13 protein-coding genes are annotated in these 12,631 nt (G+C 76.1%); 7 read left to right on the top strand and 6 right to left on the bottom strand.

The window, feature by feature from the left end:
- Together ABD317_RS25630 and ABD317_RS25625 are read right to left on the bottom strand one after the other, a co-directional pair.
- Nucleotides 1-722: nucleotidyltransferase domain-containing protein (locus ABD317_RS25630; protein ID WP_344292396.1), on the bottom strand; the 722-nt coding region annotated here is incomplete at its 3' end.
- Nucleotide 723: 1 nt separating this feature from the next.
- Entirely contained in the window at nucleotides 724-1,212 is a 489-nt protein-coding gene (locus ABD317_RS25625) for a ribonuclease FAU-1 family protein (RefSeq protein ID WP_344292394.1), read from the bottom strand.
- A gap of 311 nt (nucleotides 1,213-1,523) precedes the next feature.
- Here ABD317_RS25625 and ABD317_RS25620 point away from each other — a divergent pair, with 311 nt between their 5' ends.
- The 5 genes from ABD317_RS25620 to ABD317_RS25600 all read left to right on the top strand — a co-directional run bounded on the left by ABD317_RS25620 (nucleotide 1,524) and on the right by ABD317_RS25600 (nucleotide 6,249).
- Nucleotides 1,524-2,165 (top strand): TetR family transcriptional regulator, encoded by a 642-nt coding sequence (locus ABD317_RS25620; RefSeq protein ID WP_027757421.1) that lies wholly within the window; start codon nucleotides 1,524-1,526, stop codon nucleotides 2,163-2,165.
- 149 nt (nucleotides 2,166-2,314) lie between these two features.
- The gene (locus ABD317_RS25615) at nucleotides 2,315-3,397 is read left to right on the top strand and encodes a WD40/YVTN/BNR-like repeat-containing protein (protein ID WP_344292391.1); all 1,083 of its coding nucleotides are present in this window, start codon (nucleotides 2,315-2,317) and stop codon (nucleotides 3,395-3,397) included.
- Nucleotides 3,398-3,441: 44 nt separating this feature from the next.
- Entirely contained in the window at nucleotides 3,442-4,128 is a 687-nt protein-coding gene (locus ABD317_RS25610) for a uracil-DNA glycosylase (protein ID WP_027757419.1), read from the top strand.
- Nucleotides 4,129-4,133: 5 nt separating this feature from the next.
- Complete coding sequence (locus tag ABD317_RS25605) at nucleotides 4,134-5,126, top strand: N-acetylglucosamine kinase (protein WP_344292389.1); 993 nt, start codon at nucleotides 4,134-4,136, stop codon at nucleotides 5,124-5,126.
- 259 nt (nucleotides 5,127-5,385) lie between these two features.
- Entirely contained in the window at nucleotides 5,386-6,249 is an 864-nt protein-coding gene (locus ABD317_RS25600) for a sirohydrochlorin chelatase family protein (RefSeq protein ID WP_027757417.1), read from the top strand.
- A 109-nt stretch (nucleotides 6,250-6,358) separates the two neighbouring features.
- Here the strand turns inward: ABD317_RS25600 and ABD317_RS25595 are convergent, their stop codons facing one another.
- Nucleotides 6,359-7,396: a lactonase family protein gene (locus ABD317_RS25595; RefSeq protein WP_344292387.1), complete on the bottom strand. Its 1,038-nt coding sequence runs from the start codon at nucleotides 7,394-7,396 to the stop codon at nucleotides 6,359-6,361.
- Between the two features lie 186 nt (nucleotides 7,397-7,582).
- Between ABD317_RS25595 and ABD317_RS25590 the strand changes: the two genes are divergently transcribed.
- Both ABD317_RS25590 and ABD317_RS25585 read left to right on the top strand, forming a co-directional pair.
- Complete coding sequence (locus ABD317_RS25590; protein ID WP_344292385.1) at nucleotides 7,583-8,569, top strand: right-handed parallel beta-helix repeat-containing protein; 987 nt, start codon at nucleotides 7,583-7,585, stop codon at nucleotides 8,567-8,569.
- A gap of 48 nt (nucleotides 8,570-8,617) precedes the next feature.
- A complete protein-coding gene (locus tag ABD317_RS25585; RefSeq protein WP_344292383.1) occupies nucleotides 8,618-9,304 on the top strand; it encodes an HAD family hydrolase in 687 nt (228 codons plus the stop codon).
- 171 nt (nucleotides 9,305-9,475) lie between these two features.
- Here the strand turns inward: ABD317_RS25585 and ABD317_RS25580 are convergent, their stop codons facing one another.
- From ABD317_RS25580 to ABD317_RS25570, 3 genes are all read right to left on the bottom strand, one after another.
- The gene (locus ABD317_RS25580; RefSeq protein WP_344292380.1) at nucleotides 9,476-11,038 is read right to left on the bottom strand and encodes a DUF6851 domain-containing protein; all 1,563 of its coding nucleotides are present in this window, start codon (nucleotides 11,036-11,038) and stop codon (nucleotides 9,476-9,478) included.
- 254 nt (nucleotides 11,039-11,292) lie between these two features.
- Entirely contained in the window at nucleotides 11,293-12,180 is an 888-nt protein-coding gene (locus ABD317_RS25575) for a hypothetical protein (protein WP_344292378.1), read from the bottom strand.
- A gap of 55 nt (nucleotides 12,181-12,235) precedes the next feature.
- Nucleotides 12,236-12,631 (bottom strand): PEP-utilizing enzyme (locus ABD317_RS25570; protein WP_344292376.1); only part of this gene is annotated, 396 nt, incomplete at its 5' end.

Genomic DNA, 12,631 nt, shown 5'->3' with positions numbered 1-12,631 from the left:
TACGCGCGGCCCAGGGCGGCGCGGCGCAGCCGCCAGTGCGGCGCGGTGCGGGCGGGGTGCTCGGCGTAGCGGCGGTCGCGGATGTCGGAAACGAGGCGCGCGGGGGCGCCGTCGGCCGCGAGCACGTCGAGCGCCTCGCCCTTGGTGATCAGCCGGCCCTCGCGCAGGGTGACGCCGGCGCGGGCGACCGTGACCGGGCCGAGGTCGACCCACACGTCGTGCAGCCAGCGGCGCCGCCGGGCGGCCGCGGGCAGCCAGTACTCCGCGAGGTCCTTGCGGATGAACGCCGTCAGCTCCTCGTCCGGCAGCGGCGGCAGCAGCCGTTCGGGCCCGGGACCGTGCAGCACCAGCGCACCGGTGTGCAGCTCCCGGCGGGTGACCGGGGTGACGGGGCGGCGGAACAGCTCGGCGTGCGCCCAGGTGAGGTGGTCGAGGCCGGCGCCGGCGAGCCGGTCGGCGGCCAGGTACGAGCAGTGCAGCTTCGCGGCGAGCGGTACCTCGCGGTGGAGCCGCTGGTGCAGCGCCCGCAGCCGCCGCCGGGCGGCGGGGTCGGCGCCGGGGTCGGCGCGGACGACGGCGACGAGGTCGAGATCGCTGCGGTACGGGCGGTAGTCGCCGAGGGCGAGCGAGCCGTGGGCCCACAGCGCCGTCAGCGGCACGGCGTCGTACAGGGCGGCGCGGAAGCGGTCGAGCAGGGGCCGGGCGACGTCGCGCTCGGCCACGTCAGGCGGCCAGCAGGTCGTCGAGGCCGGCGCGGGCGAGCGTCTCCAGTTCGTCGAGCGCGGCGCGGGCGCGGGCGGCGGTGCGCGGGTCCCGCTCGGGCAGGCCGCTGGCGGCGAACTCGTCCTCGTCGAGCCGGAGGAGGGTCTGCCGGTCGCCGGAGAGCCAGAGGTCGAGGTCCAGGTCGTGCACGGTGACGCGGTCCGCCTCCACGCGGGCGGGGCGGGCGACGTCGCAGTACCAGCCCTTGAGGCGGCCGTCGGCGTCGTGGATCTCCTTGACCGAGTACCAGCGGTCGCGCCAGAAGTGCTCGGTCCACACGTCGCCCCGCTCGAACCGGACGTAGCCGGCGTCGCGCTCCGGCGGGCCCGCCCAGGGGGCCCGGACGACGGCGTGCTCGCCGTCGTCGCGGACGGCGACGGCCGGGTAGCTCAGGCCCGGCCGCTGCTGTTTGACCAGCTTTACCTCGATCTCGCGGCCCGGTGTCAGCATGCCCGTCCTCCCGTACGCGTGCCCCCGGCGCGGCGGCGGCGCACCGGCCGCGGGCCGGGCCGCCACGGCAATTGGTGAGGCCCCGCGACGGGGGAGCGCGGGGCCTCACACCGTCAAACGGCCGACGTGGACTCCGTGTTCCCGGGTCGCGAAAAATTCTCCGCGCGGAGGCCGCACCCAGGCATGGTGGGGTCGGGCGATCCCCCGCATCGCCCGAGCCCACCACTCCCCCGGCCCCCGGGGCGCCGCCCCGGTGCCGGAAGCCTTGCTGAGTATACTGGCTGACAGCCAGTGAAGGCAGGAGTTACAGGATGTCCCCCCGCAGGCCCGCAGTCAATGAAGAACTCCGACGCCGTTCCCGGGAGCGTCTGCTGCAAGCCACGGTGGAACTGGTCGACGAGCGGGGCTTCGAGGGCACGACCTTGGGGGACATCGCGGAACGCGCCGGTTCCGCGCGCGGGCTCGTCTCGTACTACTTCCCCGGAAAACGCCAGCTCGTGCAGTCGGCCGTGCACAGGTTGATGCATCTTACGCTCGCCGCGGCCCTGGAGCGGCCGCCGCAGCCGCAGGACGGCCGGGAGCGGATGGCCCGCGCCATCGACGCGGTCCTCGGTCTCTCGCAGGACCACCCGGTGCTGATGCGCCACCATATGGCCGGAATCCTGCAGGCCGACGGGTTCATCCAGTGCGCAGAGCAGCAGCGGCTGGCGTACCTGCTGCACGACACCGTGGCGCGCTGGGGCTCGCCCGACCCGGACACGGAGTACCCGATGCTGCGCGCGCAGCTCATGGGCGCGGTCTTCGCGCTGCTGCTGCCGGGGGTGCCGATGCCGCTCGACCGGCTGCGCGGCGAGCTGTTCCGGCGCTACGGGCTGGACTGGCACCTCGGCGTCCCCCCGGAGGGCGTGCTGCCCTCCGACGGGCTGCCGGCGCGCGCCGCGCACCAGCGGTAGCCGGAGCGGGACCGGGAGCAGGGGGAGGCGCGCGCGGCGCCGGGGCACCCGCGGCTCCGCGCGTCTCGCGGGGCCGGTGTCAGTGCCCGGGTGCAGACTGTCCCCTACTCGACGACCTCGACGACGAGGGCGCACGGAGGTGGATCCCGATGCAGGACGTACTGCTGGCGGTCGGAACGCGCAAGGGGCTGTTCCTGGGGCGGCGCCGGGGCGGCGCATGGGAGCTGGACGGGCCGCACTTCAAGGCCCAGGCCGTGTACTCGGTGGGCATCGACGTGCGCGGCGCGGCGCCGCGGGTGCTCGCCGGCGGCGACAGCGCGCACTGGGGCCCGTCGGTCTTCCACTCCGACGACCTCGGCGCCACGTGGCAGGAGCCCCGGCGGCAGCCGGTGACGTACCCGAAGGACACCGGCACCTCGCTGGAGCGGGTGTGGCAGCTGCAGCCGGCCGGGGCCGAGGCCCCCGGCGTGGTGTACGCGGGCACCGAGCCCGGCGGCCTGTTCCGGTCCGAGGACGGCGGCGAGACGTTCGAGCTGGTGCGGCCGCTGTGGGAGCACCCGACGCGGGAGCGGTGGGAGCCGGGCGGCGGCGGGCTCGCGGTGCACACGGTGGTCACCGACCCGAGGGACGCCGGGTCGGTGACGGTCGCCGTCTCCGCCGGCGGCGTCTACCGCACCGCGGACGGCGGCGCCAGCTGGGCCCCGTCGAACTCCGGGGTGCAGGTGGTCTTCCAGCCGGAGAAGTACCCGGAGTTCGGCCAGTGCGTGCACAAGGTCGCCCGGGACGCCGTCGATCCGGACCGGCTCTACCTGCAGAACCACTGGGGCGTCTACCGCAGCGACGACGCCGGGGCCACCTGGACGGACATCGGCGCGGGCCTGCCGTCGGACTTCGGCTTCGCCGTCGACACCCACCCCACGCGCGGCGGCACGGCGTACCTCTTCCCCATCACGGCCGACGTCGACCGGGTGCCCGCGGAGAACCACTGCCGCGTCTACCGCACCGAGGACGCGGGCGCGACCTGGGAGCCGCTGTCAGCCGGGCTGCCGCAGGAGGATCACTACGGCACGGTGCTGCGGGACGCGCTGCGCACCGACGACTCCGACCCCGCCGGGGTGTACTTCGGCAACCGCAACGGGGAGGTCTTCGCCAGCGCCGACGAGGGGGAGAGCTGGACGCAGCTCGCCGCCCACCTGCCGGACGTGCTCTGCGTGCGGGCGGCGGCCGTCTGAGACGTGGCGGGCGGGGGCCCGCGGAGCCAGTAGAGTGACCGGCCATGGCTGGACGTCCTCTCCACGACATCGTCGAAGCCGGCTGGGCCAAGGCCCTGGAACCGGCCGCCCAACAGATCGCCGCCATGGGCGACTTCCTACGCGCCGAGATCGCGGCGGGCCGGACATACCTGCCCGCCGGGCCCAACGTGCTACGGGCCTTCCAGCAGCCCTTCGACGACGTACGCGTGCTCATCGTCGGCCAGGACCCCTACCCCACCCCGGGCCACGCCGTGGGCCTGAGCTTCTCCGTCGCCCCCGACGTGCGCCCGCTGCCCGGCAGCCTGGAGAACATCTTCCGCGAGCTGCACAACGACCTCGGCCACCCGCGCCCCGCCAACGGCGACCTCACCCCGTGGACCGAGCAGGGCGTGCTGCTGCTCAACAGGGCGCTGACCACCGCGCCCAGGCGCCCCGCGGCGCACCGCGGCAAGGGCTGGGAGCAGGTCACCGAGCAGGCCATCCGGGCGCTCGCCGCCCGCGGCCGGCCGCTGGTGGCGGTCCTGTGGGGCCGCGACGCGCGCAACCTGCGCCCCATGCTCAGCGACTACCCCGCCATCGAGTCCTCCCACCCCTCCCCGATGTCCGCCGACCGCGGCTTCTTCGGCTCCCGGCCGTTCAGCCGGGCCAACGAACTGCTGCAGAAGCAGGGCGCCCAGCCGGTGGACTGGACGCTGCCGACGAACGGATAGCCGCCATGACCAACGACACGGCCCGCCAGGTGCTCGGCATCGACTCCGGGGGCTCGGGGCTGCGCATCGCCGCGGCGGCCGTCGCCGCCGGGGGCGCCGACCCGGTGGCGGACGACGCCGGCGTCGAGACCGCGGGGCCCGTCGTCACCGGGGACGACGGGCTCGACGCCGACGACCTCCTGGGCAAGGTGCTGCCCGCCGCGCACCGGCTGCTGCGCGCGGCGGGGACGGAGTCCTTCGACGCCGTGTGCGTCGGCGCCGCCGGCATGGCCACCCTCGGCGGCGATCTGCGCGCCCGCCTGCCCGGGGCGCTCGCGGACGCGCTCGGCGTACGGCACCTGGCGCTCGCCGCCGACGGCGTCACCGCGTACGCGGGAGCGATCGGGCAGCACCCGGGCGCCGTCGTCGCCGCCGGCACCGGCATGATCGCCGTGGGCACCGGGCTCGACGCGGCCGGGTGGCGGCGCGCCGACGGCTGGGGGCACCTCCTCGGCGACTGCGGGGGCGGCGCGTGGATCGGCCGGGCGGGGCTGGAGGCGGCGATGCGGGCCTTCGACGGCCGCCGCGGCGGCTCCGCGGCGCTGCTGGCCCGGATGGAGTCGGTGTTCGGCACCGGTACGGAGATGCCGGCCCTGCTCTACCCGCGGCCGGACCGTCCGGCGGTGCTGGCGTCGTTCGCGCCGGAGGTCGCCCGGTGCGCCCCGCACGACCCGGTCTCGGCCGCGATCCTCACGGAGGCCGGCGAGCACATCGCCGCCGCGGCCGTCGCGGTCTGCCCCGCCGACCCGGGGAGCGCGGTCGCGCTCACCGGCGGGCTCTTCGGCATCGGCGAGCCGCTGCTGGCGCCGCTGCGCGCGGAGCTGGCGGAGCGGCTGCCGCGCGCCCGGATGGCGACCGCGGCGGGGACGCCGCTGACCGGGGCGCTGCGGATCGACGCGGCGCTGGCGGCGGGGGAGCTGGTGCTGCCGGTGGAGCGGGGCATGCTCGACGTCTGGTAGGACCCGGGCCCGGGCCCGCCCTGCGGCCGGGCGGCCGTGCGGCCGGGCGGCCTGACGGCCGGGCGGCGACCGCGCGTAGCGTGCCCGGGACGGTGCGTAGGAGGTCCGTCACCTCCTGTCCCCCGGTGTGCTCCGGCGGTCACGCCGGCGGGCGAATGGCCACCCCGGGCATGTGTCGGACCGCGGCGACGCGTTAACATGCGGCGCCATGAGCTCTGCCGATGGACACGATGGACACGCAGCCGGTCTGCCCGTACGTATGCCCCGCCGTCAGCCGGGGCGGCACCGCAAGCCGGAGCGGCCGAGTGCGCCCGAAGGCGCGCCGGCGCTGGTCCTGGCCGTGCCCGGGGCGCCTTCCGCGGCCATCCGCAGCATGGCGGAGGAGGTGCTCAGCATCGCCCGCTCCGACCTTCCGGGGCTCGACGGCCGGGTCGCCTACGTCGACGGCGAGGACGAGGAGTTCCCGCCGCTGACGGCGGTGCTGGCGCAGGCCGCGGCGCAGCGCGCCGCGCTCGCCGAGGCCGGAACGCTCCAGGTGGCGGAGGACGTGCCGGTGGCCGTCGTGGTGCCGCTGCTCGCGGGCCCCGACCCCGTGCTGCTGGACCGGGTGCGCGACACGATCGCGACGAGCGGGACGGCGGTCGAGCTCACCGACGTCCTCGGGCCGCACCCGCTGCTCGCCGAGGCGCTGCACGTGCGGCTGTCGGAGGCGGGGCTGGCCCGGGCGGACCGCGCGCGGCTGTTCACCGTCGCGACGGCGGCGGACGGCATCATCCTCGGCGCCGTGGGCGGCGAGGAGGCTGTCCAGGCGGCGGGCGTGACGGGCATGCTGCTCTCGGCGCGACTGGCGGTGCCGGTGATGGCGGCGCCGCTGGACCGGGCGGGTGCGGTGGCGAAGGTCGCGGAGTCGCTGCGGAGTTCGGGCTCGGCGCGGCTCGCGCTCGCGCCGTACGCGCTGGGCCCCGAGCTGCCGGCGGAGATGCTGGCCACCGCGGCGCAGGAGGCGGAGTGCGAGGCGGCGGAGCCGCTGGGCCCGTACCCGTCGGTCGGGCAGCTGGCGCTGACGCAGTACACGACGACGCTGGGCATCGCGCCGCAGCCGGCCGGGGCGCCGATGCGCTGACGGGAACGCGGCGGCGCGTACGCCCCGCACGGGATGAAGGGAGCCGCCGGCGCGTGCCGGCGGCTCCGCCGCGTGACGGACCGGGTGCGGGGCCGTCGGGCGGCCCGGTTCAGGCGAACACGACGCAGGAGGCCGCCGGCACCGCGGCCGAGCCGGTGCGGCGCGGGGTGCCGGTCGCCGCGTCGATCTCGAACCAGGTGACGTCCCCGGAGTGCTCGTTGGCCGCGTAGAGGTGGCGGCCCCGCGGGGCGATCGCGAGATCCCGCGGCCAGGCACCGCCGCAGGGGACCTCGGAGACGGCCTCGCGGACGTCGCCCGCCTCGTCGAGCGCGAGGGTGGCGACGACGTCGGGGCCGCGCACGGCGGTCCAGCAGAAGCGGCCGTCCGGGGAGGCCACGATGCCCGAGGCGTACGGGGTGGCGTCCGGCTCGGCGGTCAGCATCGGCGCCTCCGCGAGCGGTTCGAGGGTGCCGGTGGCGGCGTCCCAGGAGCAGACGGTGACGACGGGCTCCAGCTCGCAGGCGACGTAGACGCGGTGGCCGTCGGGGTGGAAGGCCAGATGGCGCGGGCCCGTCCCGGGGCGCAGCCGGACCTCGTGGTTGAGGCGGAGCGCCCCGCGGTCGGCGTCAAGGGCGCACACCAGCACGGAGTCGGTGCCGAGGTCGACGCCGAGGATCCAGGCGCCGGTCGGGTCGGGGACGACCTGGTGGGCGTGCGGGCCCTCCTGGCGCTCGGCGACCGGGCCGCCGCCCTCGTGCTGCAGCAGCGCGGCGGGGCCGGCGAGGGCGCCGCCTGCGGTGATCGGGACGGTGCTGAAGCTGCCGGAGGCGTAGTTGGCGGTGATGACGTGGCCGCCGGCGAGCGCGAGGTGGGTGGGGTGGTCGCCGCTGACGGGCACGGGGTCGCCGACCGGCTCGGGCTTGTCGCCGGTCAGCCGGAACGCGGCGACGCTCCCGCCTTCCGTCTGGCTCACGGCGTAGAGCAGGCCGCCGTCGGCGGCGGCGAGGAACGAGGGGTCGGGGACGGCGTCGGTGGAGTGCCGGGGGACGAGGCCGCCCGTGTCCGGGTCGACGTCGGCGACGGTGATCCCGGCGCCGCCACCGCTGGAGAACGAGCCGACGCAGGCCCGCAGAACCGATCCACCCATGCGCTTTCTCCTTCCAGCAGGTCCGGGCCGGTCCGGGCGACCCTACCCGACGATCTCCCGCCCGTCCGGCCAACTCCCGCACGCCGCCGGCGACACGTCCCGTACCGCACCGGACGGGAGTGCTGGACAATGCCGTACGCGCAGGGGCCGCGCACCGTGATACCACCGGACGTGAGGAGACGGCACATGCACGGAGCGCAGAGCAGCACCCGGATCGCGGGCACCCTGTTGTCCGCCGCCGCCCTGCTGGGCGGCGTCCAGAGCGCGGCCGCCGCCGGGCCCGCGGACACCGCCGACGTGATCGACGTGGCGACCGCGGGCGAGCTGGAGGCGGCGCTCGCCGCCGCCGGCCCCGGCGACGAGGTCCGCATGGCCGACGGCACCTACCGCGGCAACTTCGACATCACCGCCTCCGGCGCCGCGGCCGCCCCCGCCGGCCTCACCGGCTCCGCCGACGCGGTGCTGGTCGCCGGCGGCGGCTACGGGCTGCACCTGGACGGCGCCTCGCACTGGAACCTGAACGGGTTCACGGTCACCGGCGGGCAGAAGGGCATCGTGCTCGACGACGCCGACCACGTGCACATCGCCTCCGTCACCGTGCACGACCTGGACATGGAGGCCGTGCACTTCCGCAACTCCAGCTCCGACGGCTCGATCACCGACTCCCGCATCCACGACACCGGGCACGACGGCCGCGGCATGGGCGAGGGCGTCTACGTCGGCAGCGCGGGCGGCACCGGCGACCGCAGCGACCGCATCCTGATCCGGGGCAACACGATCGGCCCCGGCGTGGGCGGCGAGAACATCGACGTCAAGGAAGGCACCACCGGCGCCCGGATCATCGGCAACACCTTCGACGGCAGCGGCCTGACCGGCGCGAACTACGACGACTCGTGGGTCGACATCAAGGGCAACGACGTGCTGGTCGAGGACAACACCGGCCGCGGCACGACCAACGACGGCTACCAGACCCACGAGGTGCAGGACGGCTGGGGCTGCAACGCGACGTTCCGCGGCAACAGGTCCGACCTCGGCGGCGCGACGGGCCCGGACCGGTACGCCATCCACGTCACCAACCACGACGCGCACAGCTGCCCGGTGACGGTCTCGGACAGCAACACCGTCACCGGCGGCCGCGGCCTGGTGAACCCGGGGATCCCGGTCACCGGCTGACCCGCCCCGCCCGGCCCGGGGCGTACCGGCCTTGGCATGCTTGCCGGCATGAGCGCCACCGGTCCCACCGCCGTCGTCTTCGACCTCGACGGCACCCTCGTCGACAGCGAACCGAACTACTACGAGGCCGGGCGCCGTGTCCTCGCCCGGCACGGCGTCCCGGACTTCACCTGGGAGGACCACGCCGGGTTCCTGGGCGTGGGCACCCGGGAGACGCTGCGCACGCTGCGCGCCCGGTACGGGCTGGCGGCGCCGGTGGCGGAGCTGCTGGCGGAGAAGAACGCGGAGTACGTGCGGCTGGCGCGGGCGGCGACGGAGGCGTATCCGCAGATGCGGAAGCTCGCCGAGATGCTGTACGCGGCCGGGTGCCCGACGGCGGTGGCGTCCGGCTCCTCGCGCGCCGCCATCGAGGCGGTGCTCCCGGCGGCGGGGCTCGACGGGCTGTTCACCACGCTGGTCTCGGCGGAGGAGGTCGCGCGGGGCAAGCCGGAGCCGGACGTGTTCCTGGCGGCGGCCCGGCGGCTGGGCGTGCGGCCGGCGGACTGCACGGTGGTGGAGGACGCGCCGCCGGGCTGGGAGGCCGCGCGCCGGGCCGGGATGCGGTGCGTGGCGGTGCCGTATCTGCCGGAGCAGGCGGACGAGGCGGTCGCCGCGGGGGCGGGGCTGGTGTTCCGGGGCGGGCAGCGGGAGTTCTCGGCGGAGCGGGCGTTCGCGTGGATCACGGGCGCGGCGTGACCGCGTGACCGGCGCGGCGGGCGCGGTGTGCCGGGCGCGGTGTGACGGGCATGGTGCGTCGGCGGGCGGCGGCTGCCCGCGCGGCGGTGCCGTGGTGGCGCACCGCCCCGCACTCCCCCGCGGCCCGGCCGCCGGGCGGCCGGGCCGCGGGACCGCCTCGCCCGGCGGCGGTCAGCCCCCGGCCTCGCCCCGGACGTGCCGCTGCACGAACTCGTAGGCCAGGTCCCCGAACTGCTCGCCGAACGGGATGGACCGCTCCGCGGTCTTCAGGAAGTGCACCCCGCCCCACGTCCGGCTGTCCGCGCAGTCCCGCACGAAGTCCGTCCACGTGCCCCAGTGCAGCGCGAGGTCGTCCCCGGGGGTGAGCCCCGGCTCGACCAGCGTCGAGCCGGCCGGGGCCCGGAACGTCCAGTCCAGGACGTCGTCGTCGAAGAAGCGCCGCGTCGCCTGCGCCTGCGCCGCGCAGACGCACGCGGAGCCGGAGGGGTACTCGGGGTGGTCGCCGACGTTGAGGTAGCTCGTCCACTCGTCGCCGGGCATGTCGTGCACCGTTCCCTTGCCCGGGCCGCCCCAGGCGGTGACCCGCCGGCGGCCGTGGACGTGGCGGACGGCGCTGAACGGCCGTACGGCGTCGTACCGGGTCTTGTGGTGCCAGACCGCGACAAGCGCGTCGAAGATCGCGACGGTGCTGCCGAAGAGGAGGTGGACCAGGTCGTCGAGGTCCAGTTCACCGTGCGCCTGGGCCGCGGCGCCCACGGAGATGCCGACGCCGAGGAACTTGTTGTCGAAGACCTCCGCCTTCACCTTCTGCTCGTCGGTCAGCGCGGCCGACGCCGCCAGGACCTCGTCCACCGCGCGCTTGTACTCCCGCGGCCGGGTGTGGTCGCTGAACTCGGGCGGGGCGAGCCCGAAGCGCCGGGGGTCCCGGAAGGTGTGCGCCCGGACCAGGCGCTGCTGCGGGGTGACGAACGCCTGGACGGTGAAGATCCCCTTGTCGCCCGCGTTCCCGGCGAGGCGGCGGTTGTGGGTGCCCAGGTTCGGCTGCCAGCGCGACGGGTGCGTCAGCCCGTACGCGGAGTTGACCGGGCGGTAGCCGGTGTAGTCCTCGTACGGCCGGCCGTTGTAGGTGCGGCCCTCGTCGCCGAGCTGGTTCATGCCGTCGTGTGCCGTACGGGCGAGAACGGCCCGGCCCGCCAGGTTGCCGATGCCGACGGGGCTGGTCGGGTCCTCCGACTCGTCGTCGGGGTCCAGGCCGACGGCGACCATGAGGTCGCGGAAGGCGGTTTTCCGGCCCGGCTCCACCCCTTTGATCACCTGGTAATTGGCGTGCAGTGCGGCGATGTTCTTGTTCCGGTTGGTCGTGGACTCGCCCGCGGGGCGGCGGCGGATACGGGAGTACACGCCCACCGCCGTCGGGTGATAGGGCGCCATCGCGTCGAACCACGCGGCGGTCGACACATGGATGAAACGGTGGAGCACGGTGACGTCCATGGGCCCGTAGACGTCCTCTGCGGGACGAAAGCGGGCGATCAGATCGCGTACGAAGTTTCCGGTGTCGAAGTCGAAGTCGGCGGCGTCCGCCGCCGTTTGTCCGGCCGGCTCGGCGGCGGCCGTCGAGCCGGTGTGGCCCAGGGCCGCCAGGGCGGCGGTCGAGGCGCCGCCGATCCCGCCGAGCAGTACCGACCTGCGGCGGGGTGCGGATCCGGCGGCCGGGGGGCGTCTTCGTGTCGTCATGGTGCGCATCTCCCTCTCTCAAGTTTCTTTAAAACTTCGGCCAATTCGAGGGAAAATGCAGAGCGCCCGCGGACGGCGCCGATCCCCCGCCAGAAGACTACTGATTCCGGCCGCCCGGTCCACCGCGCGACCGGGTAGTCCGCACTACTCGGATGTGCACTGTCACGGGAGTTGACCGCGGCCTTTCCCCGGATATTCCGGAAGACCCCGAATGCGGTCACACGGCGATTACCGGTAATGACCGGCGGGTTTTTTCAGCCGCCGAGCTGCCCGTCGCCCAGCACCTTGGCCGTCGCGCGCTGCGCGAGGGCGTCGTCGAGGCAGCCGCGCAGGCGCATGCGGTCGTGGTCGCCGAGGGCCGGGCGGACGCTGCCCACCCAGACGGCGCCCTCCAGCCTGCTCAGCACGGCGTGGCGCGCGGGGACCCGGGTCGAGCGGCGGCAGCTCTCCCACAGGTCCCGCGCGGCCATCCGGCCCGCCGCGGCATCGTCGGTGCCGCGCACGGTGACCTCGAAGACGACCGCCGTCGCCGCGGCGTCCGGGCTCTTCCCGGGCCGGGTCTGGGTGGCGTCCGCGAGCCGGCCGAGTCCGAAGACCAGGGCGGCCAGGGCCAGTACGGCGACGACGAGCGTACGGATCCGGGGCGGGCGCCGTACCGCCGGCCGGGACTCCAGCGGCTCCGCGCGCGCCATGCCGCCGGGCGGCGCCGCGAGCCCGGCGAGGCGGGCGGCCGTGCGGTGGTCGGCGGGGCGGACGGTGGCGGCGGCGACCTTCTGCACCGCCCAGGCGGCGGCCGACAGCGCCGCGCCGGCGGCCATCAGCACCGGCACGAAGACGTACGTGCGGTCCGTGCCGTCCGGGCGCGGGCCGGCCAGCCACCGGAACCGCTGGGACGGCTCGGGCCGGGCGCGCTGCAGGCCGCGCAGGATCTCCTCGGTGCGGTCGCGGCCGTCGGCGACCTCGCGCTCCAGCCGGGAGACGCGGGCGTAGAGCGCGATGCCGACGAGCAGCACCTCGATCGCCAGCAGCAGCACGCCGCTGATAAGCGCGCGCTGCCACTCCCAGCGGTGGAGGTAGAGCACGAAGTAGCCGGCCGCGGCGGCGCCGGACAGTCCGCCGAAGACGTACGCCGCGTACCTCACGCCGCCTCCCCCGCCGCGCCGGCCACCCCCCGGCGGGCCGCGGCCGCGCCGCCGGTCACGCCGCCGCCTCGCGGCTGCCGCCGTGGGCCGTGCCGGCGCCGCCGTCCGCGTCGACGGCGCCGGCCGCGCCGTCCTCACCGTCCTCACCGTCCTCACCGTCCGCGCCGTCCGCGCCGTCCGCGCCGGCGGTGCCGGCGGCCGCCACCGCACCGGTCGTGTCGTCCACCGTCAGCGCCGTGCCCGGCGGGAACCGCCCCACCGCGCCCGGCACGCCCACCGCCGTGGGCACCCCGTACTCCCGGGCCAGCACCGCCAGGTGCGACAGGGCACTGCCGCGGTCGGCGAGCAGCCCGGCGAGCCCGGCGAGCCGCGGCGCGAGCGCCGGGTCGAGCACCGGCACCACCAGCACCGCGGCCCGGGGCCGCTCCCCCGACCCGTCCCAGGCCACCCC

Source organism: Streptomyces synnematoformans (genome assembly GCF_039531005.1).
GTDB classification, from domain to species: Bacteria; Actinomycetota; Actinomycetes; order Streptomycetales; family Streptomycetaceae; genus Streptomyces; species Streptomyces synnematoformans.
Note: the sequence above shows the minus strand (reverse complement) of the source record. Positions and strands in the feature narration are given on the sequence as shown.

Coding starts and splice junctions, on each gene's coding strand:
- ABD317_RS25605 (WP_344292389.1), top strand. CDS start 4,134: ATGACCAACGACACGGCCCGCCAGGTGCTCGGCATCGACTCCGGGGGC.
- ABD317_RS25580 (WP_344292380.1), bottom strand. CDS start 11,038: ATGACGACACGAAGACGCCCCCCGGCCGCCGGATCCGCACCCCGCCGC.
- ABD317_RS25600 (WP_027757417.1), top strand. CDS start 5,386: ATGCCCCGCCGTCAGCCGGGGCGGCACCGCAAGCCGGAGCGGCCGAGT.
- ABD317_RS25620 (WP_027757421.1), top strand. CDS start 1,524: ATGTCCCCCCGCAGGCCCGCAGTCAATGAAGAACTCCGACGCCGTTCC.
- ABD317_RS25610 (WP_027757419.1), top strand. CDS start 3,442: ATGGCTGGACGTCCTCTCCACGACATCGTCGAAGCCGGCTGGGCCAAG.
- ABD317_RS25595 (WP_344292387.1), bottom strand. CDS start 7,396: ATGGGTGGATCGGTTCTGCGGGCCTGCGTCGGCTCGTTCTCCAGCGGT.
- ABD317_RS25625 (WP_344292394.1), bottom strand. CDS start 1,212: ATGCTGACACCGGGCCGCGAGATCGAGGTAAAGCTGGTCAAACAGCAG.
- ABD317_RS25585 (WP_344292383.1), top strand. CDS start 8,618: ATGAGCGCCACCGGTCCCACCGCCGTCGTCTTCGACCTCGACGGCACC.
- ABD317_RS25590 (WP_344292385.1), top strand. CDS start 7,583: ATGCACGGAGCGCAGAGCAGCACCCGGATCGCGGGCACCCTGTTGTCC.
- ABD317_RS25615 (WP_344292391.1), top strand. CDS start 2,315: ATGCAGGACGTACTGCTGGCGGTCGGAACGCGCAAGGGGCTGTTCCTG.